Raw genomic sequence first — 24,978 nt, forward strand, 5'->3', positions numbered from 1 at the left:
GACACGCTTACGTATGGACGAGGAGTTTAGGGCCGTTCCATCGAAAATCTATGCCGATGAACTGAATTCAGTATTGCGCTTAAATAGACAATCGGACTGCGCGAGAAGCGCGCCCGAAACACAGGACGTATTCGCGCGGCCGCGCCCGCAGAAAGAACCCGGAATTCGATCGCCCGGCGACCGGGCGCAATGGCGCCTCACCGGGCGGAAGGATGCGCCCTGCCGTACATGCGCAACGCCAGCCAGCCTATCGCGGCCCCCAGTCCTCCGACCACGCCGCCAAAGGTGCCGACCCACGACACGCCGAAACCGTTGGCGATATGGTTGCCCAGCAGCGCGCCCGCGCCGATCCCCACGTTATACAAGCCGGAATAGATCGACACGGCAAGGTCCGCGGCTTCGGGCGCCAGCTTGAGCACCCACGCCTGCATGGCAAGACCGAAGCAGACGACCGCGCCGCCCCACACGAGCGTCTGAAGGGACAGCGTGACGATGTTGAGCACGCAGGGAAACAGCACGAAGAGGCACCCGCACAAGGCAACGACCGAGGCCTGCAGGAACTGGCCAGGCTGCTTCGGGTAGAGGCGATTGAAGCAGACGGCCGCGGGAATGCCGGCACCGCCGAACAGAATCAGGACGTACGTGATCCGTCGACTGCTTTCATGGCCGACAGCCTGAATGAAAGGCTCGATATACGTGTACGACGTAAAGTGCGCGGAAACGACGAGTATCGTGAGCAGGTAGAGCGACGCCAGCATGGGCTTTCTGAAGAGCACGGGCAGGCTCCCGAACGAGCCCGCCTGATGACTTGGCAACGTCGGCAGCGCAATGCGCAAGACGAGCAGCGCAACAGCGGCGGCGCCCGCAATGAGGAGAAAAGTCTGCCGCCAGCCCAGCGTTTCGCCGATCACGCGCCCGAGCGGAATGCCCGCCACCATGGCGATCGACGTCCCCATGCCAAGCATCGCGAGCGCGCGGCTCCTGTTTCCGGGCGGCGCGAGCCTCACCACCAGCGAAACCGAGATCGACCAGAATATGGCATGCGCAAACGCAATGCCGATTCGGCCCGCCATCAGCACCGTAAAGTTCCACGCCATGCCCGTCACGACATGGCTGACGACGAAGAGCACGAATACGCCTGTGAGCAGCTTGCGGCGCTCGACGTTGCGCGTCAGCAGCATCAGGGGCAGCGACGCCACCGCCACCGTCCACGCGTAGATCGTCAGCATGAGGCCGACGTCGGTCGGCTTCATGTGCAGGCTCTCGCCAATTGCGCTCAGCAGCGCAACGGGCACGAATTCGGTCGTGTTGAAGATGAAGGCCGAGAGCGCCAATACGAGCACTCCCCACCACGAGTGCCCCGTGCAGACCGGTTCAGGCGTTGCCATAATCGAAGCGGGAATCGATAAAGGGCGATTATCGCGTATCGCCCCGTGGAACGGACCCGCAGGGCATCCAGGCGCGCGACGAGGTAGAGGCGGGGTATGTTCATATGAATCGAAAGTCCGTCCCCTCCGCTGCACGCGGGACCCGCGCATCCTCGCGTCATCGCGCAGGTGTTCTCTTTATACTGGCCCGCGTGTTCGCCCTGCCTCTTTCCCTACAAGCAGGTGCCGGCACGTTCCGTACCCGCATTGTTCATCCGGACGCTGTCGCGAACGTCCGCGCGCAAGCCGCGCCGGCGTCTGTCCGCATCGTGAATCCGTAGTTCGAAACCGGAGAGCTTCTGATGAGCACCTTCACTACCCGCGATGGCACGTCGATCTACTACAAGGACTGGGGCAGCGGCAAGCCCGTCGTCTTCAGCCACGGCTGGCCGCTTACCGCCGATGCCTGGGACGCCCAAATGCTCTTTCTCGTGCAAAAGGGCTTTCGCACGATCGCGCACGACCGCCGCGGCCATGGCCGCTCGGACCAGCCCGCCAAAGGCAACGACATGGACACCTGGGCCGACGATCTCGCCGATCTGCTCGACAAGCTCGACGTGAAAGACGCCACGCTCGTCGGCCACTCCACAGGCGGCGGCGAAGTCGCGCACTATATCGGCCGTCACGGCACGAAGCGCGTGTCGGGCGCGGTGCTGATCGGCGCGGTGCCGCCCGTCATGATCAAAAGCGAAAAGAATCCGGGCGGCTTGCCGAGGGACGTGTTCGACGGCATCCGCAAGGGCGTGATCGACGATCGCTCGCAGTTCTTCAAGGACCTCGCCGTGCCGTTCTATGGCTTCAACCGCAGCGGCGCGAAGGTTTCGCAGGGCACGATCGACTCGTTCTGGCTGCAGGGCATGGCCGGCGGCATCCTCGCGCTTCATGAGTGCGTGCACGAGTTCTCCGAAGTCGACTACACGGAAGACCTGAAGAAGATCGACGTGCCCACGCTGATCCTGCACGGCGACGACGACCAGATCGTGCCGATCGACGACTCGGGCAAGCTCTCCGCGAAGATCGTCAAGGACGCGACGCTCAAGATTTACCCGGGCGGCCCGCACGGCATGTGCACGACGATGGCCGACCAGGTCAACGCCGATCTGCTCGCATTCCTGAACCGCAAGTAACGCGGCTTGCGGCGTGCCCGCTCAATGCGAGCACGCCTGCAACGCCTCGACGTACCGGGTTTGCCATGCCGGGTCTTGCCCGAACTCCGCGAGATCCGCGTGCAGATCGCTGGCATACGCCGCCATGCAGGCGCGGCTGTTCGCTTCCACGGCGCGCGGCATCACGAGGATCGACGCAGTCACACCGCCCACCACGAGCGCGGTGATTGCGAGGCCGATCACCCAGCGCCACCCGTCCCCTTCCGCGCTTTTCAGCGCCGCTTCGTTCATCGCATTTCTCCTTTTGATTAGCAAGACAATCATTAGGGCGTTAAAAAAGGCGCGAACGCCTCAAGCCAGTCCTTTGCGTATCTTGCGCATGCCCGTAACCGTCGATTCGAACAGATCCGGGCCCACCTGCGCACGCAGGCGCCGCGCGATATCGGCGCTCGCACCGTTGATCGGGCCGTCGAGCGCCGCACCGTCCGCCGTGGGAAAGAGCCCCCATTCCCGACCGTCGGCGTCGCCCTGGCGGCGCTCCAGCAAGCCCTTGTCGCACAGGCCGTCGACGAGGCGCGTGGCCGTGGGCCGCGCAATGCCGAGCGTCTGCGCGACATCGCTCGCGAGGCACCCCGGTTTCGCGAGCACGACGCGCAGCACGAAACCCTGCGCGGGCGTGAGGCCGAACGGCGCGTAGACGGCGGTCCATTCGCGCTCGACGAGACGCGCGAGCGCCGCCGAATTGAAGTAAAGGCAGTGATCGAACATGGAGCGATGAGACCACGAATTGATTAGCAAAGCAATCGTATTGGCGAACTTCTACGCCAATCGGTCCATCGGGCCAGCCTCGATCGTCTTCTCACGGCCAGGAAAATCCCCAAAAACCGGGTTGCAACCGGCAAAACTCTTCTATAAGACTGGCCGATTCACCCACCGTTTTACAAGGGTCTTTGCCAGCTTGACAAATAATCAGGGGCACGAGCACCAAAACGCGTGCGGCACGCCGGCATCGCCGCCAATGCCCCGCCAAGCCTTGTACGGCGGGGCTCCGACGCGGAAACGTTTTCGGCACATAGCCACCGGATCGGGGAAAAAGAGCCGACTTCGGGGCCAATCCGATTCGCGCAACGGCATTCCATGATATGAAATTCATGGACAGTTGGGCCCCGGTCCGCCTCGAATTCAGGCAAAATTGCGGTGTTACGCCGACTGCGTGCAGCCGGTGGTGTTACCACCCCGTTTTTGGATCCCGCCAAGAAGCCGATGAGTACCCAGCAACCCACCATCATCTACACCCTGACCGATGAAGCGCCGCTGCTTGCCACCAGCGCGTTTCTGCCGATCATCCGCACCTTCGCTGCCCCGGCCGGCGTGAACGTCGAAACCAGCGACATTTCCGTTGCGGCCCGCATTCTCGGCGAGTTCCCGGAATTCCTCACGGAAGCTCAGCGCGTGCCGGACAATCTGGCCGAACTGGGCCGTCTCACGCAGTTGCCGGAAACGAACATCATCAAGCTGCCGAACATCAGCGCATCGGTGCCGCAGCTGATCGCCGCGATCAAGGAACTCCAGGGCAAGGGCTACAAGATCCCCGACTTCCCGGAAGATCCGAAGACCGACGAAGAAAAGGCCATCCAGAAGCGCTATTCGAAGTGCCTCGGCTCGGCCGTGAACCCGGTGCTGCGCGAAGGCAACTCGGACCGCCGCGCGCCGGCCGCCGTCAAGAACTACGCGAAGAAGCACCCGCACAGCATGGGCGAGTGGAGCATGGCTTCGCGCACCCACGTCGCGCACATGAAGCACGGCGACTTCTATCACGGCGAAAAGTCGATCACGCTCGACCGCGCGCGCGAAGTGCGCATGGAGCTCGTGACGAAGAGCGGCGAAACCATCGTGCTGAAGCCGAAGGTCTCGCTGCTGGACGGCGAAATCGTGGACAGCATGTTCATGAGCAAGAAGGCGCTGCTCGCCTTCTACGAAGACCAGATGGAAGACGCGCGCAAGACCGGCATCATGCTCTCGCTGCACGTGAAGGCGACCATGATGAAGGTTTCGCACCCCATCGTGTTCGGCCACGCCGTGCGCACGTTCTATAAAGACGCGTTCGCCAAGCACGCCAAGCTCTTCGAAGAGCTCGGCGTGAACGTGAACAACGGCCTCGTCGATCTCTACACGAAGATCGAGAAGCTGCCGGAATCGCAGCGCGAAGAAGTCATCCGCGACATGCACGCGTGCCACGAGCACCGTCCGGCGCTCGCCATGGTCGACTCGGCCAAGGGCATCTCGAACCTGCACGCACCGAACGACGTGATCGTCGACGCGTCGATGCCGGCCATGATCCGCGCAGGCGGCAAGATGTGGGGCGCCGACGGCCGTCCGGCCGACACGAAGTGCCTGATTCCGGAAAGCACGTTCGCGCGCATCTACCAGGAAATCATCAACTTCTGCAAGACCAACGGCGCATTCGACCCGCGCACGATGGGCACGGTGCCGAACGTCGGCCTGATGGCGCAGAAGGCCGAGGAGTACGGTTCGCACGACAAGACCTACGAGATCCCGCAAGACGGCACGGCGCGCATCGTCGACAACGCCACGGGCGAAGTGCTCGACGCGCTCACGCAGGAAGTCGAGCAAGGCGACATCTGGCGCATGTGCCTCGTGAAGGACGCGCCGATCCGCGACTGGGTCAAGCTCGCCGTCACGCGCGCGCGCAACTCGGGCATGCCGGCCGTGTTCTGGCTCGACCCGTACCGTCCGCACGAAAACGAGCTCATCAAGAAAGTCGAAGCCTACCTGAAGGACTACGACACGAACGGCCTCGACATCCATATCATGTCGCAGGTCCGCGCCATGCGTTACACGCTCGAGCGCGTGATCCGCGGCCTGGACACGATTTCGGTCACGGGCAACATCCTGCGCGACTACCTCACCGACCTGTTCCCGATCATGGAACTGGGCACCTCGGCGAAGATGCTCTCGATCGTTCCGCTGATGGCCGGCGGCGGCATGTACGAAACGGGCGCGGGCGGTTCGGCGCCGAAGCACGTGCAGCAGCTCGTTCAGGAAGACCACCTGCGCTGGGACTCGCTCGGCGAATTCCTCGCGCTGGCCGTATCGCTGGAAGACCTCGGCATCAAGACGAACAACGCGCGCGCCAAGCTGCTCGCGAAGACGCTCGACGCCGCTACCGGCACGCTGCTCGACAACGCGAAGGGTCCGTCGCCGAAAACCGGCGAACTGGACAACCGCGGCAGCCAGTTCTACCTCGCGATGTACTGGGCGCAAGAGCTGGCCGCGCAGAAGGAGGACGCGGAACTCGCGGCCCACTTCGCACCGCTGGCGAAGGCGCTGGCCGAAAACGAGCAGAAGATCGTCGCCGAGCTGGCTGCGGTGCAGGGCAAGCCGGCCGATATCGGCGGCTACTACAAGCCGGACTTCGCGAAGCTCGCCGAAGTCATGCGCCCGAGCAAGACGTTCAACGCCGCGCTCGAAGCCGTAGCGAAGTAAGTGCTGGAACCCTTCCCCGCGCGTCGCGCGGGGAACGTCGCTCCGCAAATGAATCGAGCCTCCCATGGGAGGCTCGATTTTTTTTGCCCTACGCGGTTTGTCCGGCTTCGTCGAGACGAGCCTGGCGGCCCGCCCCGCGCGTCAGGCTCAGTCGTCCAGCAGCGAGAGGTCGCGCACGGCGCCCTTGTCGGCCGACATCACGAGCTTCGCATAGGCCTTGAGCGCCGCCGACACCTTGCGCGGACGCGCCTTCGCCGGCTTCCAGCCCCTGGCGTTCTGCTCTTCGCGGCGGCGCGCCAGCTCCTCGTCGGAGACCAGCACGTTGATCGTGCGGTTGGGAATGTCGATGCGGATCTTGTCGCCGTCGCGCACGAGGCCGATCGCGCCGCCCGCCGCCGCTTCGGGCGAGCAGTGGCCGATCGAGAGGCCCGAGGTGCCGCCGGAGAAACGGCCGTCGGTCAGCAGCGCGCACGCCTTGCCGAGCCCCTTCGACTTGATGTAGCTCGTCGGGTAGAGCATTTCCTGCATGCCGGGACCGCCGCGCGGACCCTCGTAGCGCACGATCACCACGTCGCCGGCCTTGACCTTGTCGGCGAGGATGTTTTCCACGGCCTCGTCCTGCGATTCGGTCACGTGAGCCGTACCCTCGAACACGAGGATGCTGTCGTCCACGCCTGCCGTCTTCACCACACAGCCATTGAGCGCGATATTGCCCGTCAGCACGGCAAGCCCGCCCTCTTTCGAGAACGCGTGCTCATAGGAGCGAATGCAGCCTTCTGCGCGGTCCGAGTCGAGGTCCGGCCAGCGCGTGTTCTGGCTGAACGCCACCTGCGAGGGAATGCCGGCGGGACCCGCCATGTAGAACGTCTTCACGGCTTCGTCCTGCGTGCGCGTGATGTCCCACTGCTCCAGCGCTTCCTTGAGCGTCGGCGCGTGCACGGTGGGCACGTCGGTATGCAGCTTGCCCGCGCGCTCCAGTTCGCCGAGGATCGCCATGATGCCGCCCGCGCGGTGCACGTCCTCGATGTGATACTTGTTCGTGTTCGGCGCGACCTTGCACAGCTGCGGTACGACGCGCGAAAGACGGTCGATGTCGCCCATTGTGAAGTCGATGCCCGCTTCCTGCGCAATGGCCAGCAAGTGCAGGATGGTGTTGGTCGAGCCGCCCATCGCGATGTCGAGCGTCATGGCGTTTTCGAACGCCTTGAAGCCCACCGAGCGCGGTAGCACGCGTTCGTCTTCCTGCTCGTAATACTGGCGGGCCAGTTCCACGATGCGCCGGCCCGCGCGCCTGAAGAGCTGCTCGCGGTCCGCGTGCGTGGCGACCACCGTGCCGTTGCCGGGCAGCGAGAGGCCCAGCGCCTCGGTCAGGCAGTTCATGGAGTTGGCCGTGAACATGCCCGAGCACGACCCGCAGGTCGGGCAGGCGGAGCGCTCCACTTCGGCCACTTCGGCGTCGGAGTACTTGCTGTCGGCCGCGATCACCATGGCGTCGATCAGGTCGAGCTTCTTGACCTCGATGGCCTTGGTGACGGGGTTCGCGAGACGCGTCTTGCCCGCTTCCATCGGGCCGCCCGAGACGAAAATCACCGGAATGTTCAGGCGCATGGCGGCCATGAGCATGCCAGGGGTGATCTTGTCGCAGTTCGAGATGCAGACCATGGCGTCGGCGCAGTGCGCGTTGACCATGTATTCGACCGAATCCGCAATGATGTCGCGGCTCGGCAGCGAATAGAGCATGCCGTCGTGGCCCATGGCAATGCCGTCATCCACGGCGATCGTGTTGAATTCCTTGGCCACGCCGCCGGCGGCTTCGATTTCGCGCGCAACGAGCTGACCGAGGTCTTTCAGGTGCACATGGCCTGGCACGAACTGGGTGAACGAATTGACGACCGCGATGATCGGCTTGGCAAAGTCTTCGTCTTTCATGCCGGTGGCGCGCCACAGGGAGCGCGCACCCGCCATGTTGCGGCCGGCGGTGGAGGTTTTGGAACGGTATGCGGGCATTTGTGCTTGAGAAGAAAAATCGCGGAAAGGAAGCGGGCCACGGGAATAACGGCCCCACGCGCGCCCTTGCGAACAACCTCTTGAGCTGCGGCTCTGGGCAAACCCGGTAATTATCCCACAGGCATGGGGGCCGCGCGCTGCGCGGCGGGGCCTGCGCCCGCCTCCCTCCGGACGGAACGCGCGCTGCCCCAGGGTTGCCGGACCTTGCCGAAAGCGCGCGCCTGCACCAATACTCTCTCGTCAGACTCGCGTGACGGAGCGCCCCATGCCCATGCGGAACATCAAGCACGTAGTCGTCGTGATGTTCGAAAACCGGTCGTTCGATACGATGCTCGGCGGCCTCTATGCAAACGGCGCCGGCCCCGCGCATTTCCTGCCCGCCGAGAGCGCGCAACGGCCGTTCGACGGGCTGAAAGCGGGCTTGTGCAATCCCACCAGAGCGGGCGGCACGATTGCCGCGACCACGCCGGCATCCACGGCCACGCTGCCCGATCCCGACCCGCAGGAAACGTTCGCGAACGTGCGCATTCAATTGCTCGGCAACGCGCAAGGCGCCGTGCCCATGTCGGGCTTCGTGCAAGACTACGAAACGACCTCGACGACGGACGCAAGCCAGGTCATGCAGTGCCACAGCCCCGATCAGCTAAAGGTGCTCTCGACGCTCGCGCGCGCCTACGCCGTCTCGGACGCCTGGTTCGCCTCCGTGCCGAGCCAGACCTGGCCGAACCGCGCGTTCGCCCACGCAGGCACGTCGAACGGCCACGTCGACAACGGCTCACCGCCCGACCCGTTCGAATGGAAGGTGCGCACCATCTTCAACGTGCTGAGCGACGTGGGCGCGAGCTGGGCCGTGTACAGCGCTGCGTTCGTCGCGCCGTCGCTCACGCTCACGATGTTTCTGACGCTTTGGGATGCGAAGTACAAGCCGAACTTCCAGCGCTTCGGCGCGTTCGTCAGCGCCTGCAAGAACAATACGCTGCCGCAGTACTCGTTCATCGAGCCGCGCTTTCTGCTCGCCCCCAACGACCAGCACCCGCCGCACGATGTCTACGCGGGCGAAAGCTTTCTCTACGACATCTGGCACGCCGTGAGCACGTCGCCCGCGTGGCCCGACACGCTGCTCGTCGTCACCTATGACGAGCACGGCGGCACCTACGACCACGTGCTGCCGCCCGCCACCGCCGTACCGCCCGACGCCGCGAGCAATCCCGGCGACCAGAACTTCGGCTTCGACAGTTTCGGCGTGCGCGTGCCGGTCGTGGTGGTCTCGCCGTATATCGCGCCGGGAACCGTGTTCCGCTCGCCCGGGGCCACGCCCTACGACCATACGTCGATCCTCGCCACGCTGCGCGACTGGCTCGATATCGCGCCCGCCGCCATGCTGGCGAGCCAGCGCGTGGCGGCGGCGCCCACGCTGGCCCCGCTGCTCACGCTCGACACGCCGCGCACCGACCTGCCGGCCATCGCCGCGCCGCCGGCCTCGGGCTTCATCGCGACGAATCTCGCCCGCCCGCTCAACGATCTGCAAAAGAGCCTCGTGAGCGGCACCGCGCGGCGCTCGGGCCTCGACCCGGCCGCCACGGTCGATTCGATGCCGACCCGCCAGCACGCGGTGGACTTCTTCAACAGGATGTTGTCGTCGCCGCAGCCCTGAGTGCGCGATGCGCCGCTTCAGCCGCCGCAGGCCTCGCCGAGGCCTGCGTCCGCGATCAGACCGAGCAGCACGTCCGAAAACGCATTCGCGGCGAGCGTGGTCGATGCGCGCCGCCGCGTGAGCAACGCGACGGTGCGTTGCGGCAGCGCCGGGATCACCGGCAGCGCAACGAGCCCGCGATGCTCGCGCAATACCGCCGAAGGCAGCAGCGTAGCGAGCGTGCCGTCCTTCACGAGCTTGAGCACCGTGCCCACCGAGTTGGCCTGCAGCATCACGCGCGGACTCAACTGGTGCGCGCGGAAGTAGGCGTCGGCGAAGCGGCGCACCACGAAGTCGGAGCTCAGCAGCGCGAGCGGCATCGTCTCGAGCTGCCGCGCGGCGACCTCGGCGCGACGGCGCGCAAGCGGATGGCGCGTAGCCACGAGCAGCCCCATCTGCTCGCCGAAGAGCGGGCGCACCTCGATTTCGTCGGAGCGCACGTCGGTAAAGCCGATACCGAGATCGAGTTCGTCGCGTTCGAGCCCGCCTTCGATATCTTCTAGCGGCCGCTCGCTCACTTCGAGCGCGATGGCCGGGTACGCCTCGCGAAAGCGCCGCAGCGCGGGCCCGACCAGATATTCGGCGAAAGTGGGCGTGTAGGCGAGCCGCAGCAGGCCACGCGTGAGGCCACGCACCTCGTGCAGCGCGCGCTTGCCCGCGTCGAGCAGCGCGAGCGCCTCGCGCGCGTGCTCGATGTATACGCGGCCGAATTCCGTGAGGCTGATGGCGCGACCGCTACGGTCGAACAGCGCGCCGCCGAGATCGTTTTCCAGCTGGCGGATTTGCTGCGAGAGCGCCGGTTGCGAGACGTGCAGCACTTCGGCTGCGCGCGTGAAATTCTTCAACTCCGCCACGGTGAGCACGTAGCGTATCGAGCGAAGCGTCAAGGTGGCTGCCTCCCGAATGTCTCCGACTGCGCGATTTTTTCCGCGAATTTTTCCATAAGGCGCGCTTATCATGCCGATCCGAATATCGTCTTGGACGACGGCGCGCGGCCTGCGCAGAATAGCTTCTGATCGGGGCGAGCGAGGCGCGGCGGGCGGGATGCGCCGCGTCGGCCGCCGGGCATCATTCTACCGGGGAGAAAGCGGATGTTCGAGTCGATCTCGATGAGCGTGGTGGCCGTGTTCGCGGGCTCGAGCCTGACGTTCCTCCTGGCCATCCTGCTGCCCGAACCCGTCGTGGCCAAAGGCGCGAGCGGCGGACGCTTTGCCGAACCCGGCAATGCCGATGAAAACGTCGGGCGCGCGAGCCGTGCGCGCACGCGCCGCCTGCGCGCGCTGCAGACGTGGCGCGCCGGCGTGGGCCCGGCGAGGCGCGCACCCGAAGCGGCGCCGCGCCCACTCAATAGACGTCGCGCAGATAGCGCTTGTCCCGTGCGAGTGCGTTGACGTAGTCGTGCGCGGCCTCGTCGCTCAAGCCGCCGTGGCCGCGCGCCACGTCCCTGATCGCCTTGTCCACGTCCTTTGCCATCCGGCTCGCGTCGCCGCACACGTAGAGGTGCGCGCCTTCCTGCAGCCACGCCCATAGCTGCGCGCCCTGCTCGCGCATGCGGTCCTGCACGTAGACCTTCTCGCTCTGGTCGCGAGAAAACGCCAGGTCGAGCCGGTCGAGGTGGCCGTCCTTATGCATCTGCTCCAGTTCGTCGCGATAGTAGAAGTCCGTGGCCGCGTGCTGCTCGCCGAAGAAGAGCCAGTTGCGCCCGCTGTCGCCGCGCGCCCGCCGCTCGTGCAGGAACGCCCGGAACGGCGCCACGCCGGTGCCCGGGCCGATCATGATCATCGGCGTGTCGCCGTTACGGGGCGGCCGGAAATGCGTGCTCTTCTGCACGAACACGGGCACGCTGCCCGCCTCGGCGCGATCGGCGAGGAACGTCGAGGCCACGCCCTTGCGCTCGCGGCGGCCGTTGTTGTAGCGCACGGCGGAAACGGTCAGATGCACTTCGCCCGCGTGCGCCTTCGGGCTCGACGAAATCGAATAGAGCCGCGGCTGCAGGCGCTTGAGCATGGCGAGCAGTTCGGGCGCGGTCACGTCGACGGGGTACTCGTGCAGCACGTCGGCAAGTTGCTGGCCCCAGAGCCAGTTGCGCAGATCGCTCCTGCGCGATTCGTCGAGCAGGTCTGCCAGCGTGCGCGACGGCGTGCGCGCGGCGATGAAGGCGAGCGCGTCGGGATTGGGGCGAGCGATCTCGTAGTGCTTGCTGAGCGCCTCGCCGAGGCGCATCTCGCCGTGACCGCTCACGGCAACCGGCGTGTCGGCGGCAAGGCGCGTGAGTCCCAGCAATTCGTCCACGAGCGCCGGGCAGTTGGTCGGCCACACGCCGAGCGCGTCGCCCGCCTCGTAGTCGAGGCCCGCCTCGCCCGTTGCGAGCGAGAAGTAGCGCGTGTCCTTCGTCGCGCCATTCATGTTCAGGCGCACGTTCTTCAGGAGCCGTGAAGCGGCCGGGCGCGCCCTCGTCGCCGCGCAGCCGGGCAGCGCTTCGGGAATCGAGCCCCCGGCGGGCACCGCGTGCTGCGCCGCGTCGTCCTCCTTGATTCGCGCGACGACACGCTCCAGCCATGCATCGGCCGCCGCCTGGAACCCGGTGTCGCAATCCACGCGCGTCAGGAGGCGCGTCGCGCCCAGCGCGTCGAGCCGCGCGTCGAGCCGGCGTCCATGCCCGCAGAACTGGTCGTAATTGCGGTCGCCGAATGCGAGCACCGCAAAGCGCAGCGCCGCGAGACGCGGTGCGTGCTCCGCCGCGAGCGCGCTCCAGAACCCTTCGCCGTTGTCGGGCGCGTCGCCGTCGCCGAACGTGCTCGTCATCAGGAGTGCGTACTGTGCCTTTTCGAGGCTCGCGAGCGGGTAGTCGGCCATGCAGGCCGTGCGGATCTCGAAGCCCGACTCCATCAGCTGCGTCGCGTAGCGCTCGACGAGCGATTCGACGTTGCCCGTTTGCGACGCCCACAGCAGCACGACCTTCGGCCGCGTATGCGCGATGCGCACGCCGTGCGGCGCTTCCCCGGGCTCTGCCGGCGCGCCGGCCAGCGAGACGGCGCGTGCGGCAGGCGCGGGCTCGCCGCGACTGAAGAGACCCGCGAGCAGACCGTCGAGCCAGACGCGCGTGCCGACGGACAACGGCGCATGCGCGGGCAGCATCGGCACGCCGACGGTTTCGCCCGCCCTCGAAGCGCGCAGGCCGCCGACAAAACCCGCGAGGTACTGGCGTTCCATGTCGCCCAGTTGCGGCGCGGCGACGTCGTCGAGACCGAGTAGCGTCGAAAAGGCATCGATACGGGACATGTCGTGTTCCTGAGACGGGTTGTCGGCTTGCGGCGTGCTCGCCTGCGCTGCGGCAGGCGCATCGGCGGCCTCCGGCGCGCCCGCGTTTTCGCGCGGCGCGGACCCGGAGCCGACGCGCGCGAGCGCGACCGCGCAAAATTTCAGTTCGGGCTGCTGGGAAACCGGGTCGATTGCGTCGCTCGTGACGGCGTTCACGCAGAGGTCTTCGCCGTACACGTCGTTCCAGTGCATCGGCGCGAAGCAGTTGCCGGGGCGCACGCGCTCGCTCACCACGGCGGGCAGCACGACGCGGCCGCGGCGCGAACGCACTTCCACACGGTCCTTCGCGGCGATACCGAGCGCGGCGGCGTCCTCGGGATGAATCTCGACGAAAGGACCGGGATTGAGCTTGTTGAGCATCGGCACCTTGCCGGTCTTCGTCATGGTGTGCCACTGATGCTGGAGCCGGCCCGTGTTGAACACCATGGGGAACGTGCCGTCGGGCAACTCGGCCGGCGCGACGTGCGGCCGCGCGAAGAAGACGCCTTTGCCGTTGGGCGTGGCGAATGCGATGCGCGGATGCGAGCCGTCGGCGTTCTCCTTGAGCGTCTGGCTCACGCCGTCGTTCAGATAACGCAGCGGATGGCGATCGCTCGCCGCCCCGGGCGCGACGGGCCATTGCAGCGGCGTTTCGCGCAGCTTCGCGTGACTTGCGCCGCGCAGATCGTAGCCCGTCTTCGGGTTCGCGAAGCGCGTGATCTCGTCGAACACTTCGGCGGCGCTGTCGTAGCTGAAGGCGTCGGCGTAGCCCATCCCGCACGCCACGCGCGCGATGATCTGCCAGTCGGGCAGCGCTTCGCCGGGCGGTTCGACGGCTCGCTGCATGAGCGTCATGTTGCGCTCGGAATTGACCATCACGCCCTCGGCCTCGGCCCAGAGTGCACCGGGCAGCAGCACGTCGGCGTACTGATTTGTTTCGGTGTCCAGAAAGGCGTCCTGGGCGATCACGAGCTCGGCGGCCTTCAGACCGGCCACCACGGTCTGCCGGTTCGCGACGCTCGCCACGGGATTCGTGCAAATGATCCAGCACGCCTTGATCTCGCCCGCCGCCATGCGCGAGAACATGTCGATGGTGCCGCCGCCCACCGTGACGGGCAGCGTGCCGGGCGCGAGGCCCCAGGCCGCTTCGACGAACGCGCGGTCGTCTTCCGCGAGCACGGTGCGCTGGCCGGGCAAGCCCGGCCCCATGTAGCCCATTTCGCGTCCGCCCATCGCGTTGGGCTGCCCCGTAAGCGAGAACGGGCCGCTGCCCGGTCGGCATATCCTGCCCGTCGCGAGGTGCAGGTTGCAGATCGCGTTGGTGCTCCACGTGCCATGCGTGCTCTGGTTCAGGCCCATGGTCCAGCAGCTCATCCACTCGGGCGCCGCGCCGATCATCTGCGCGGCGAGCCGAATGTCGCCTTCGGCGAGGCCCGTGATCTGCGCGACCTTTTCCGGCGGGTAGTCTTCGAGGAACGCGGGCATCGCGTCCCATCCTTCGGTGTACTGGGCAATGAACGCAGGATCGGTATGGCCGCTCTCGTGCAGCAGGTAAAGCAGACCGTTGAGCAGCGCGAGATCGGTGCCTGGCGCGATCTGCAGGAAAAGCGACGCCTTCTCCGCGGTCGCATTGCGGCGCGGGTCCACGACGATGAGCTTCGCACCCGCCTTCACGCGGTCCATCATGCGCAGGAACAGGATGGGATGGCAGTCCGCCATGTTCGCGCCGATCACGAAGAACAGGTCCGCCTTGTCGAAATCCTGATACGAGCCTGGCGGCCCGTCTGCGCCAAGCGAAAGCTTGTAGCCGCTACCCGCGCTCGCCATGCACAGGCGCGAATTCGACTCGATGTTGCTGGTGCGCACGAAGCCTTTGGCGAGCTTGTTCACGAGGTATTGCGCCTCGATCGACATCTGGCCCGACACGTAGAACGAGAGGGCGTCGGGACCGTGCGCGTCGAGCGTCGCGCGCAGGCGGTGCGCCGTGTCCGCGATCGCCTGCGCGAGCGGCAGCGGCACCAGGTCTTCGTCGCGCGCGCGCCGCACGAAAGCGCGTTCGAGCCGCCCCGATTTGCGCAGCGCCACGTGCGCCGACGATCCCTTCGTGCAAAGACGGCCGAAGTTGGTCGGATGTTCGGTATCGCCCGAGATCTTCACGACCTGTCCGTCCTCGACGTGCAGGATCATCCCGCAACCCACGCCGCAATACGGACACACGCTCTTTACGCTCTCGCTGCTCATGCGGTCGATCGATATCAGCAAATAGAATTCAGGACGCGCGGCGCAGCATGCGCCGCGCCGCATTCGCCGCGCACGTTTCTTCGTGTCAGGCGGCCACCCAGACCTGGCCGTTCTCCACCCGCGCCGGGAACGCGTTGACCGAATGCTGCGGCGCTTCGATGCACTCGCCAGTGCTGAGATCGAAGTGATGCTTGTAGATGGGCGAGGCCACCACGACGCGCTCGCCGAAGCTGCCGACGAGCCCGCGCGAGAGCACCGCCGCATGCGAGTTCGGATCGTAGTTGCCGATGGCGAACACGCGCGCGCCGCCGTCATCGACATGAAACACGGCGACCTGCTCGCCTTTCACGAGCGCGCACACGCCGGTGTTCGGCACGATATCGTCGAGCGCGCAGACGGGAATCCAGGTGTTCGGCTTGCATTCGTTATTCATTTCGCACTCCTCGGTTAGAAGGAAAGAATCAGACGGTTTCGAGCACCACGGGAATCCCGCTCAACGCTTCGTACCGCGCCGGTTTCGACGCGCGCTCTTCGAGCGTGGCCGGGCGAATCTGGCCGCGCGCCTCGACGAAGGCGACATGCTGATCGCCTTCGTCGCTGTTGACGAAGTGACGGAAGCGGCGACGCGTTTGCGGATCGGTCACGGCCTTCTTCCATTCGCATTCGTAGGTGTCCACAACAAGCTGCATTTCCGCTTCGAGCTCGGCCGCAAGGCCCAGCTTGTCGTGCACGACCACGTCGATCAGATAGTCGAGGCCGCCTTCGAGGTTGTCGCGCCACACGCTCGTGCGCTGCAGACGGTCGGCCGTGCGCACGTAGAACATGAGGAAGCGGTCGACGTAGCGCACGAGCGTTTCCCTGTCGAGGTCTGCGGCGAGCAGTTCGGCATGGCGGGGCTTCATGCCGCCGTTCCCGCACACGTAGAGGTTCCAGCCCTTCTCCGTGGCGATAATGCCGATGTCCTTGCCTTGCGCCTCCGCGCATTCGCGCGTGCAGCCCGATACGCCGAACTTGATTTTGTGCGGCGCGCGCAGGCCCTTGTAGCGGTTTTCGAGTTCGATCGCGAACCCCACCGAGTCGCCCACGCCATAGCGGCACCACGTCGAGCCCACGCACGACTTCACCGTGCGCAAGGCCTTGCCGTAGGCATGCCCCGACTCGAAGCCCGCTGCGATCAGTTCTTCCCAGATGAACGGCAGTTGCTCGACGCGCGCGCCGAAAAGGTCCACGCGCTGGCCGCCCGTGATCTTCGTGTAGAGCCCATACTTCTTCGCGACTTGCCCCACGGCGATCAGCCCCTCGGGCGTGACCTCGCCGCCGGGCATGCGCGGCACGACCGAATAGGTGCCGTCGCGCTGGATGTTCGCGAGGTAGTAGTCGTTCGAGTCCTGCAGGCTCGCGTGCTCCTTCTTCAGCACGAATTCGTTCCAGCACGACGCAAGAATGCCGCCCACGGCGGGCTTGCAGATATCGCAGCCAAGGCCGTGCCCATGCTTTGCGAGCAGTTCGCCGAAGGTCTTGATGCCCTCCACGCGGACGATGTGATAGAGCTCCTGGCGCGAATAGCGAAAGTGCTCGCACAGGTGATTGTTGACGGTGAGCCCCTGGCGCTTCATCTCCGACTTCATCACCTGCGTGACGAGCGGCACGCAGCCGCCGCACGACGTCCCCGCGCCGCATGCGCCTTTCACCGCGGCGACGGTCGTCGCGCCTTCGCGCACGGCAGCGCAGATTTGCGCCTTGGAGACGTTGTTGCACGAACAGATCTGCGCGGCATCGGGCAGCGCCTCCACGCCGAGCGCGGGGCGGGCCTTGCCGTCGGCCTGCGGCAGGATCATGAATTCGGGCGACTCGGGCAAGTCGATACCGTTGAGCATCATCTGCAGCAACGTGCCGTATTCATTCGCATCGCCCACCATCACCGCGCCGAGCAGCTTCTTGCCGCAATCGGAGACCACGATCTTCTTGTAGACCTGGCGGCGTTCGTCGGCATAACGATACGAGCGGCTACCCGGCGTCTTGCCGTGCGCGTCGCCGATACTTGCCACGTCCACGCCCATGAGCTTGAGCTTCGTGCTCATGTCGGCGCCTGCGAAGGCCGGCGCCTCGCCCGCTATCGCCCTGGCCGCAATCCGCGCCATCTCGTAGCCGGGGGCGACGAGGCCGAAGATCTGGCCTTGCCAGAGCGCGCATTCGCCGATGGCGTAGATGTTCGCATCGCTCGTGCGGCACTGGTCGTCGATCACGATGCCGCCACGCGCGCCGATATCGAGGCCGCTTGCGCGCGCGATCTCGTCGCGCGGGCGAATACCCGCCGAAAACACGATCATGTCGGCGTCGAGATGCGTGCCGTCGGCGAATTGCATGCGGTTCGCGGCCGTTTCGCCGTCTACGATCGACGTGGTGTTCTTCTGCGTATGTACGCGCACGCCGAGTTCCTCGATCTTGCCGCGCAGCATGCGGCCGCCATCGTCGTCCACCTGCACCGCCATGAGGCGCGGGGCGAACTCCACGACGTGCGTCTCGAGTCCCATGTCGCGCAGCGCCTTCGCACATTCGAGGCCGAGCAGGCCGCCCCCCACCACCACGCCCGATCTTGCGCGCGCGCCGCGCGCCTGCATCGCTTCGAGGTCGGAAATGGTTCGGTATACGAAGCAGTCGGCGCGGTCGTTGCCGGCGATCGGCGGCACGAACGCCGAAGAACCGGTGGCGAGCACGAGCTTGTCATACGCAAGCGTCTCGCCGCTGGACACCGTTACGGTGCGCGCCGCGCGGTCGATCGCCACGGCCTTCGCATCGAGCACGAGGCGCACGTTCTCGCGATCGAAGAAGCCAGGCGCGACGAGCGAAAGATCGTCGGCCGACTTGCCCGCGAAGAATTCGGAGAGATGCACGCGATCATAGGCGGGACGCGGTTCTTCGCAGAGCACGGTCACGCGCGCATTGGGCGCGCCGTCCGCGAGGATGCATTCGAGGAATTTGTGGCCCACCATGCCATGGCCGACGACGACGATCTCCATCGCGGCTGCGCTGTTCACTGCGTTCGATGCTTGCATCATGCGCCCCTGCAAATAAAAAAGCGTCCCGCGATTCCAGCTTGTATAAAGCCAGATTCGGGGGACGCCGTTGCCCTGATTACGAAAATCTCTCGTGCGTTGCGTTGCTACGTTGCAGCCGGATCGCCGTTGATCCGCCGTGGCACTTGTCGCGAAGCAATACGCAAGCACCATGCCAGTTTGCTAGCACAGCGCGCGAAGCCCTTTCCACCCTGCGTTTGCGGTCTTTACGCGACGCGCTGGCCGCGCCACGCGAGCGCGCATCGCGAGGCAGGCGGGCACAACAATGGTGCCGCGCAGCACATTCGCTGTGCGCCCGCGGGTATATGGCGAAGCGCAATGAATCGGGGGCGCGCCGCGCCGGAGCTCACGCGATCCGATCACGCACAAGCTGGTCTGTAACTTGCGTGAGCCAGTGCGCCGGCAACGATGCCGCGCGATGCAATCTCATTCGAACCGTCCTGGGCGGCCGCTTCGTGCGCCGCGATTCAGGCACAACCGGACAATGGCGTCCCCTCGTCGCAAGCGGCGAGCGGACGCCATTTTCTTTATGACGCGCGCGCTGCAGGGCGCGCAACGCGAAAGGATAAAGACGATGGCGACGGGCAAGCAGGGCAAGGTGACGCTGGTGAGCGCAGGTCCGGGCGATCCCGATTTGCTCACCCTGAAAGCGGCAAAGGTGCTCGCGAGCGCCGACGTCGTGCTGCTCGACGATCTCGTGAATCCCGAGATCGTCGCGTTCGCGCCACGTGCCCGCGTGATTCGCGTAGGCAAGCGCGGAGGCTGCCGCTCGACGCCGCAGGCCTTCATCGAGCGCCTGATGCAGCGCTACGCGCGCCGCGGCCTGCACGTGGTCCGCGTCAAGGGCGGCGACGCGTTGCTGTTCGGCCGCGCCGGGGAAGAACTCGCGGCGCTGCGCCGCGCGGATGTGACGGTGGATATCGTGAACGGGGTTTCGTCGGCGTTCGCGGCGGCGGCCGGGCTCGGCGTCTCGCTCACGCACCGCGATCATTGCCAGGGCGTGATATTCGTGACGGCGCATCTGCGCGACCACAGCGAACCCGACTGGGCGGCGCTCGCCGCGACAGGCATGACGCTCGCCATCTATATGGGCATGAGCCGGATCGACTCGCTTTGCGCGACGCTCGCCCGCGCGCTCGCCGACGCCACGCCGGCCGCCGTCGTGCAATGGGCCGGCAGCGCGAACGAACGGCGCGTAACCGGCAGGCTCGGCACCCTCGCGGCGCGCGCCCGGGCGGCCGGTCTCGGCAGTCCCGCCATCATTCTCGTCGGCAACGCGATGGGCGAAGCGGCTTCATTCGACATGGATTCGAACGATGCGGGAAGCGAGGCGCTGCGGCGAAGCGCATGAAAGGCATGACGACTTTCTGAAGCAGGGGCACCCTCTTGCGTTGGCGGCAAGGTGCTTTCCCAGGTCCGATTCCCTGGCCCAGGATGCCGCGTCGCGCGAACCGACTTCGGGCCATCGCTTCATGGCAACACCCGCGTAACGCGCGCTGCGCCCGCTACGGCCAACGCCGTTTCGGGCGCATCCGGCACAAGCCGCAGACAGCGGCGCAACCGTCCTCAGTTGCCTGCGCTCGCCTGCGCGCCCTGCACGATGGCGGGCGCCAGAGTCGGTTCCTGGGGCAGCGCCCACTCGAGCCAGCGTGCCCGGTGCAGCACCACGAGGCCGAACGCCGCCGCCGCGATGACGCCGAACGTCGCGAAGCCCATTTGATAGCTGCCGGTGCTTTCCTTGGCGATGCCCATGATGACCGGCAGATAGAAGCCCCCGATGCCGCCCGCCGCACCGATGATGCCCGACATCAGGCCGGTGCGCCCCTGCCAGCGGCGCGGAACGAGCTGGAACGTCGCGCCGTTGCCAAGACCGAAGCACACGTAGGTGAACGCGAGCAGCGCGATGCCGGCGGCGAACGGCGGCATCCACAGCGCGAATGCGAAGTCGCACGCCGAGATCGCCGCGAGCAGCACCACGAGCGCACGCACGCCCGAAATGCGGTCGGCAACCAGGCCGCCGAGCGGACGCACCATCGCGCCCGTCAGGGCAAGCAGCGACATCACCACACCCGCTTCGAGCTTCGGTACCTGGTAGAGCGAAATAAGAAGCGTCGAAATATACGACGACATGCCGACGAAGCCGCCGAACGTGATGCTGTACACGAGCATCACCACCCATGTGTCGCCCTGCGCGAGCACCGCGCGATAGTGACGCGGCAACACCACGATGGCGAGCAGCGCGCCGAGCACGGGCAACAGCAGCACCCCGGTCTTGCCGGCGCCGAACACCCCTGCATGCACGGCGAGCACGAGCGCGACGAGGCCCGCCAGCGTCATGCAGAACGCGCGCAGCGCCTGCGCGGCGCTACCCGACTTCTGCCCGAGATCGCGAGCCCAGAAAGTCACCGCCGTCGCGGCAAGCGCGAGCAGCGGGAGCGCCGCGCCCGTCGCGCGCGCCCAGCCGTAGTGGGCGGCAAGCCCCGGGAAGAGAAAACCGTCGAGCACCGCGCCGATATTGCCGGCTGCGGCGAGCCCGAGCACGAGACCCTGCACCTTCGGCGGATAGTTGCTGCCGGCCATCGGCAGCGCCACGGCAAAACTCGCGCCGCCCACGCCAAGCAGCACGCCAAGCACGAGCAGCAGCGTATAGGACGGCGTGCCTGGCATCAGCAGCAGCACGGCGGAGGGAATCGCCGAGAGCGCGATGCCGAGCAGCGCGACGCGGCGGCCGTCGTAAGCCTGGTACAGATTGCCGAGCGTCACGCGCAGGATCGCCGCGCCGAGCACGGGCACGGCCACGAGCAGCCCGAGTTCCGCCGGCGTCATTGGAATGTCCTTCTGGATGAAGGGCGCGAGCGGGCCGAACATGACCCAGACCGTGAATCCGGTGTCGAAGTACAGGAAGCACGCAATCAGCGCGCGCCAGTTACCGCTCTTGAGCGAACTTGCCAGGTCTTTCACGAGGTTCTCCCCAGTAGTGGATTTCCACCCGCGGCGCGGGCATGCATCCGTTGAATTCGGACTCCAGAATTTCTCTCGGGCGTGCCCGCGCTGACTTCCCGCTTTCCGACGACGCCTTGCACGAGCCGGTCCATTTCGCCGATCACATCGGCAAGCTCCGCCGTTATGACGGCGAATTCGCGCCCGGACGGGCCGGCGCGCGCTGCGGCTACGCGTGCATTGAGCGCGACTATGGTCGCGCGCATCGAAATGGCGGCAAGCTCCTCGATCAGGCCTGTCTGACGCTTCGCCGCAGCGGCCTCGACGCCGCGCATTTCGTCCTGGTATGCCTGCGTGAGCGCCTGCAGCAGGTCGAGCAGCGGCGTGGCTTCAGCCGTGAGGCGCGAGATGGCGGCGGCGCGGGCGGCTTCGTCATGCGAGCCGCGCTCGAGGCAGTCGAATGCCTGCGTGGCCAGTTTCATGAAGGCGCGAATGCGCTCATCGGCCTTGCGCGCGCCGAAGTAGAGTTCGCGCAGCGCGATCGAAAATACGCCGGGAAAGCGTTCGTCGCCCTCGACGAGCCGCGCGTGCGACACCGCGAACGTTTCGAGGCACGCCCGCGCAACGGCGATGGCGGCGCTGTCGCCGCGCGAGCCGAGCAACGCATGGAGGACGATGCGCTGCGAAAGCATGCGTTGACGCCCAGCCAGGTTGATGAGCTCGCCGACGATTTCCGCGGAGACGTCAGGTGTTGTTGGCCGCATTTTCATCTTTAGTAATGCGAATGGCCTTGCGGCGCACGCGCACAAAAAAAAAGCGTCCCGAAGCGCACCCCGTCAGGCACATTTTGCCGATGGGTTGTCGCTTCGGGACGCCGTTGCCCCGCTTGATCGAACTTTTCCCGCACAAGGGCGGAACAATGCAATTCATCGGGGCCTGCGTTGGCCCCGGCAGCTACAAAGCAATAGCCATGCCATTCAGAGGGGGAAACCGGATGGAACCGCGCGCAAAGCCGCGCGAGCGGATTTGCGCCGGTCCGGATCGAGCCGCGGACAGCGCGGCGCGCCGCCATTCGTGTGCGTCAGGTGACTGCTACTGGTGCACCGCAGCGAAGGCTCGCACCAAGGCCGGGCACCGGCTTGCCTTGCGCAGGCCGGTGCCCGGCTCGACGGTCACGCGCGGGCGCGGCGTGAGGTGGCGCCCAGAGGACCGAAGAATCGGGCGCTGGCGCGGCGCCCTGCGCCAGCGCACTAGCGCGCGAAGTACATGTCGTGAAGCTCGTCCACGTTCACGTCCTTCGCGCGCGCGGCAAACGTGACCTTGCCTCCCTGCATGAGGTACACCTGGTCGGCAAGCCGCAGCGCCATGCCGGTATTCTGCTCTACCAGCACGATGGTGCGCCCGGCCGTCTTGAGGCGTTCGAGGATTGCGAACACTTCCTGCACCATCACCGGCGCGAGACCGAGCGAAGGCTCGTCGATCAGCATGAGCTGCGGCGAGGACATCAGCCCGCGCCCCAGCGCCAGCATCTGCGCCTGGCCGCCCGAGAGCGTGCCCGCCGGCAACGCGCGGCGCTCCTTGAGCAACGGGAAGAGCGCATAGACCTCCTCCAGTTGCGCCTTCGCCCCGGCGCGGCGCGTTTTCGCGAACGCGCCCAGCATGAGGTTCTCCTCGATCGTCATGTCACGGAAGATCATGCGGCCTTCGGGCACCATCGCAATGCCGCGCCGCGCCATGTCCCAGGTCGGCACGCCAGCGAGCGCGTCGCCGTCGAAGGCGATCTGCCCGCGCTCCAGCGGCACGAGCCCCATGATCGCGCGCAGCAGCGTGGTCTTGCCCGCGCCGTTCGGGCCGACGATGGTCGTGACCTCGCCGCTCGCGACATCGAGCGAAACGTCCCATAACACGTTGATCGCGCCATAGCCGGCGCGGGCACTGTTGATTTCAAGCATGGGCGGCCTCTCCCGTATAGCTGCGCACGACTTCGGGATCGCGGAAGACTTCGGCGGGCGGACCGTCGGCGATCAGCTTGCCGAAGTTCAGCACGCACACGCGGCGGCACAGGTTCATCACGGTCTCGATGTCGTGCTCGATAATCAGGATGCCTACGTTGTAGCGCTCGTGCACGGCCAGCAGCGTTTGCATGAAGCGGCGCTTGGTGGCCGTTTCGAGGCCGCCCAGCACTTCGTCGAGCAGCAGGAGCCTCGGCGCCGTCGCGAGCGCCTTCGCCACTTCGAGCGCCTTCAGTTCCGTGAGCGCGAGCTCCGTGGCGGCGTCGCGCTCCGCCTTGCCTTCGAGGCCGAGGAACGCGAGGATTTCGTCGATGCGCGCCTCGTCCACGCGCCCCGCGCCGAAGCGCTGCGCGACGACGAGGTTCTCGCGCACGGTGAGCTCGTGCATGGGCTGCGGCACCTGGAACGTACGGCCGATGCCGAGGCGCGCACGCCTGTAGAGCGGCGCTTTCAGGAGGTCCACGTCGCCGAAGCGGATCGAGCCTCCAGTGGGCCGCGCGAGGCCCGAAATCGCATTGAAAAGCGTGGTCTTGCCTGCCCCGTTCGGCCCGACGAGCCCGACCACGTCGCGCGTGCCGAGCGATAGCGAAACGCCGTTCACCGCCGTGATGCCGCCAAAACGGATCGATACGTCCTGCAGGCGCAGTTGTGCCGCTTGTTCAGCTTGCTGCATGGACACCTCGACGGATACGTTTGAAGCGCAGCGCGGTCAGGCCCGCCGGGCTCACGATAATCATCGCCACGAGCAGCATGCCCAGCACGATCTGGTGGCCCGTCGGCAAGAGGCTCTTGAGCACGAGTTGATCGGCGAGATACACGGTCACGGCGCCCACCAGCGGCCCGAGTATGGTGCGATAGCCGCCGCAGATCGCCGCGATGATCGGCACGACGGCCCAGCTCGCGTTGAACGCGTAATCGGGTTCGAGAAAGTTGATGTAGTGCGCGTTGAACGCGCCGACCAGTCCCGTCATCAGCGCGGAGAGCATCAGCATGGCAAGCTTGAGCATCACGCTGTTCACGCCCACCACGCGCGTGGCGTCCTCCGATTCGTGCATCGCGCGCAGCGCGAGGCCTACGTAGCCGCCGCGCAGCCGCGCATAGACGGCGGCGAACGCGAGCACGAGTGTGAGCACCACGAGGTAGCCGCCGCTCTTGCTGCCGAAGTCGAATCCCGCGACCTTCGGCAGGCCCGGAATACTGGAAAGGCCGCTCGCGCCGCCCGTGAGGCCCGACCATTCGGTGGCGACGATACGGAAGATTTGCGCGTAGGCGAGAATCGCGAGCGCGAAGTACGGTCCCTTCAGGCGCAGTGCAGGCGCCATTGCGAGCGAGGCGAGCGCCGCGCCCACGCCGCCCGCGAGTATCGCGGGAAACACGGGCCAGCCGGCCTTGAGCGTGAGAAGCGCCGAAATATACGAACCGACGCCGAAGAACGCCGCGTGCCCGAAGCTCACCATGCCGCCGAGATTGCCGAGCAGCGCCCACGCAAGCGCCACGCCCGCAATCGTGAGCGAGGCCACCGCCAGGCTCATCAGATAGAGGTTCTGGCCGAACATGAGCGGCACCCCCGCATAGAGCACGGCCAGCACGCCGGCGAGCGCGGCGAGGCGCGGGGCGGAGCGGGCCGTTGCCGCCTTCGTGGAATGTGTCGAATGCATCATGTCCATC

Annotated in this window: 19 protein-coding genes; 5 read left to right on the plus strand and 14 right to left on the minus strand. The window is 66.3% G+C overall.

Features of this window, described 5'->3' with window-relative positions; all coding sequences use genetic code 11:
• Positions 1 to 197 precede the first annotated feature (197 nt).
• Positions 198 to 1,388 (minus strand): sugar transporter, encoded by a 1,191-nt coding sequence (locus tag BLU17_RS25135; RefSeq protein WP_092002931.1) that lies wholly within the window; start codon positions 1,386 to 1,388, stop codon positions 198 to 200.
• A gap of 341 nt (positions 1,389 to 1,729) precedes the next feature.
• Here BLU17_RS25135 and BLU17_RS25140 point away from each other — a divergent pair, with 341 nt between their 5' ends.
• On the plus strand, positions 1,730 to 2,554 hold the full coding sequence (locus BLU17_RS25140; protein WP_092002934.1) for an alpha/beta fold hydrolase: 825 nt from the start codon (positions 1,730 to 1,732) through the stop codon (positions 2,552 to 2,554).
• Between the two features lie 21 nt (positions 2,555 to 2,575).
• On the opposite strand, the gene BLU17_RS25145 is transcribed toward BLU17_RS25140, so the two are convergent.
• Entirely contained in the window at positions 2,576 to 2,824 is a 249-nt protein-coding gene (locus BLU17_RS25145; RefSeq protein WP_092002936.1) for a hypothetical protein, read from the minus strand.
• 60 nt (positions 2,825 to 2,884) lie between these two features.
• Positions 2,885 to 3,301, minus strand: a complete 417-nt coding sequence (locus BLU17_RS25150) for a MarR family winged helix-turn-helix transcriptional regulator (protein WP_092002939.1) — start codon at positions 3,299 to 3,301, stop codon at positions 2,885 to 2,887.
• Positions 3,302 to 3,796: 495 nt separating this feature from the next.
• On the opposite strand from BLU17_RS25150, the gene BLU17_RS25155 reads away from it, so the two are divergent.
• Entirely contained in the window at positions 3,797 to 6,040 is a 2,244-nt protein-coding gene (locus tag BLU17_RS25155) for an NADP-dependent isocitrate dehydrogenase (RefSeq protein ID WP_092003066.1), read from the plus strand.
• Positions 6,041 to 6,187: 147 nt separating this feature from the next.
• Here the strand turns inward: BLU17_RS25155 and ilvD are convergent, their stop codons facing one another.
• Positions 6,188 to 8,047 carry a dihydroxy-acid dehydratase gene (gene ilvD / locus BLU17_RS25160; RefSeq protein WP_092002942.1) on the minus strand — a complete coding sequence of 620 codons (1,860 nt, stop codon included), beginning with the start codon at positions 8,045 to 8,047 and terminating at the stop codon, positions 6,188 to 6,190.
• 265 nt (positions 8,048 to 8,312) lie between these two features.
• Here ilvD and BLU17_RS25165 point away from each other — a divergent pair, with 265 nt between their 5' ends.
• Positions 8,313 to 9,701 (plus strand): alkaline phosphatase family protein, encoded by a 1,389-nt coding sequence (locus BLU17_RS25165; RefSeq protein ID WP_092002945.1) that lies wholly within the window; start codon positions 8,313 to 8,315, stop codon positions 9,699 to 9,701.
• A 17-nt stretch (positions 9,702 to 9,718) separates the two neighbouring features.
• On the opposite strand, the gene cynR is transcribed toward BLU17_RS25165, so the two are convergent.
• A complete protein-coding gene (cynR, locus tag BLU17_RS25170) occupies positions 9,719 to 10,627 on the minus strand; it encodes a transcriptional regulator CynR (protein ID WP_092002948.1) in 909 nt (302 codons plus the stop codon).
• A 204-nt stretch (positions 10,628 to 10,831) separates the two neighbouring features.
• On the opposite strand from cynR, the gene BLU17_RS25175 reads away from it, so the two are divergent.
• Positions 10,832 to 11,131, plus strand: coding sequence for a hypothetical protein (locus BLU17_RS25175; protein ID WP_092002951.1), 300 nt, complete (start codon positions 10,832 to 10,834; stop codon positions 11,129 to 11,131).
• On the opposite strand, the gene BLU17_RS25180 is transcribed toward BLU17_RS25175, so the two are convergent.
• From BLU17_RS25180 to nirB, 3 genes are all read right to left on the minus strand, one after another.
• Complete coding sequence (locus BLU17_RS25180) at positions 11,085 to 15,281, minus strand: bifunctional nitrate reductase/sulfite reductase flavoprotein subunit alpha (RefSeq protein ID WP_092003069.1); 4,197 nt, start codon at positions 15,279 to 15,281, stop codon at positions 11,085 to 11,087. The genes BLU17_RS25175 and BLU17_RS25180 overlap by 47 nt on opposite strands.
• A gap of 85 nt (positions 15,282 to 15,366) precedes the next feature.
• Positions 15,367 to 15,714 (minus strand): nitrite reductase small subunit NirD, encoded by a 348-nt coding sequence (nirD, locus tag BLU17_RS25185; protein ID WP_092002955.1) that lies wholly within the window; start codon positions 15,712 to 15,714, stop codon positions 15,367 to 15,369.
• A 28-nt stretch (positions 15,715 to 15,742) separates the two neighbouring features.
• The gene (gene nirB, locus BLU17_RS25190) at positions 15,743 to 18,301 is read right to left on the minus strand and encodes a nitrite reductase large subunit NirB (RefSeq protein WP_092003072.1); all 2,559 of its coding nucleotides are present in this window, start codon (positions 18,299 to 18,301) and stop codon (positions 15,743 to 15,745) included.
• A gap of 631 nt (positions 18,302 to 18,932) precedes the next feature.
• On the opposite strand from nirB, the gene cobA reads away from it, so the two are divergent.
• A complete protein-coding gene (gene cobA / locus BLU17_RS25195; RefSeq protein ID WP_092003075.1) occupies positions 18,933 to 19,709 on the plus strand; it encodes a uroporphyrinogen-III C-methyltransferase in 777 nt (258 codons plus the stop codon).
• A 215-nt stretch (positions 19,710 to 19,924) separates the two neighbouring features.
• Here the strand turns inward: cobA and BLU17_RS25200 are convergent, their stop codons facing one another.
• From BLU17_RS25200 to BLU17_RS25220, 6 genes are all read right to left on the minus strand, one after another.
• Positions 19,925 to 21,319: an MFS transporter gene (locus BLU17_RS25200; RefSeq protein WP_092002958.1), complete on the minus strand. Its 1,395-nt coding sequence runs from the start codon at positions 21,317 to 21,319 to the stop codon at positions 19,925 to 19,927.
• On the minus strand, positions 21,316 to 22,062 hold the full coding sequence (locus tag BLU17_RS25205) for a type IV pili methyl-accepting chemotaxis transducer N-terminal domain-containing protein (protein ID WP_245747010.1): 747 nt from the start codon (positions 22,060 to 22,062) through the stop codon (positions 21,316 to 21,318). Before BLU17_RS25205 ends, BLU17_RS25200 begins: the two co-directional genes overlap by 4 nt.
• Complete coding sequence (locus BLU17_RS33300) at positions 22,043 to 22,228, minus strand: hypothetical protein (RefSeq protein WP_176929191.1); 186 nt, start codon at positions 22,226 to 22,228, stop codon at positions 22,043 to 22,045. The genes BLU17_RS25205 and BLU17_RS33300 overlap by 20 nt, the downstream gene beginning before the upstream one ends.
• A gap of 320 nt (positions 22,229 to 22,548) precedes the next feature.
• Positions 22,549 to 23,250 (minus strand): ABC transporter ATP-binding protein, encoded by a 702-nt coding sequence (locus BLU17_RS25210; protein ID WP_092002965.1) that lies wholly within the window; start codon positions 23,248 to 23,250, stop codon positions 22,549 to 22,551.
• Entirely contained in the window at positions 23,243 to 23,983 is a 741-nt protein-coding gene (locus BLU17_RS25215) for an ABC transporter ATP-binding protein (protein WP_092002968.1), read from the minus strand. The genes BLU17_RS25210 and BLU17_RS25215 overlap by 8 nt, the downstream gene beginning before the upstream one ends.
• Positions 23,970 to 24,977, minus strand: coding sequence for a branched-chain amino acid ABC transporter permease (locus BLU17_RS25220; RefSeq protein WP_245747011.1), 1,008 nt, complete (start codon positions 24,975 to 24,977; stop codon positions 23,970 to 23,972). The genes BLU17_RS25215 and BLU17_RS25220 overlap by 14 nt, the downstream gene beginning before the upstream one ends.
• Between the last annotated feature and the right edge of the window lies 1 nt (position 24,978).

The sequence above is a fragment of the Paraburkholderia lycopersici genome (assembly GCF_900096975.1).
GTDB classification, from domain to species: Bacteria; Pseudomonadota; Gammaproteobacteria; order Burkholderiales; family Burkholderiaceae; genus Paraburkholderia; species Paraburkholderia lycopersici.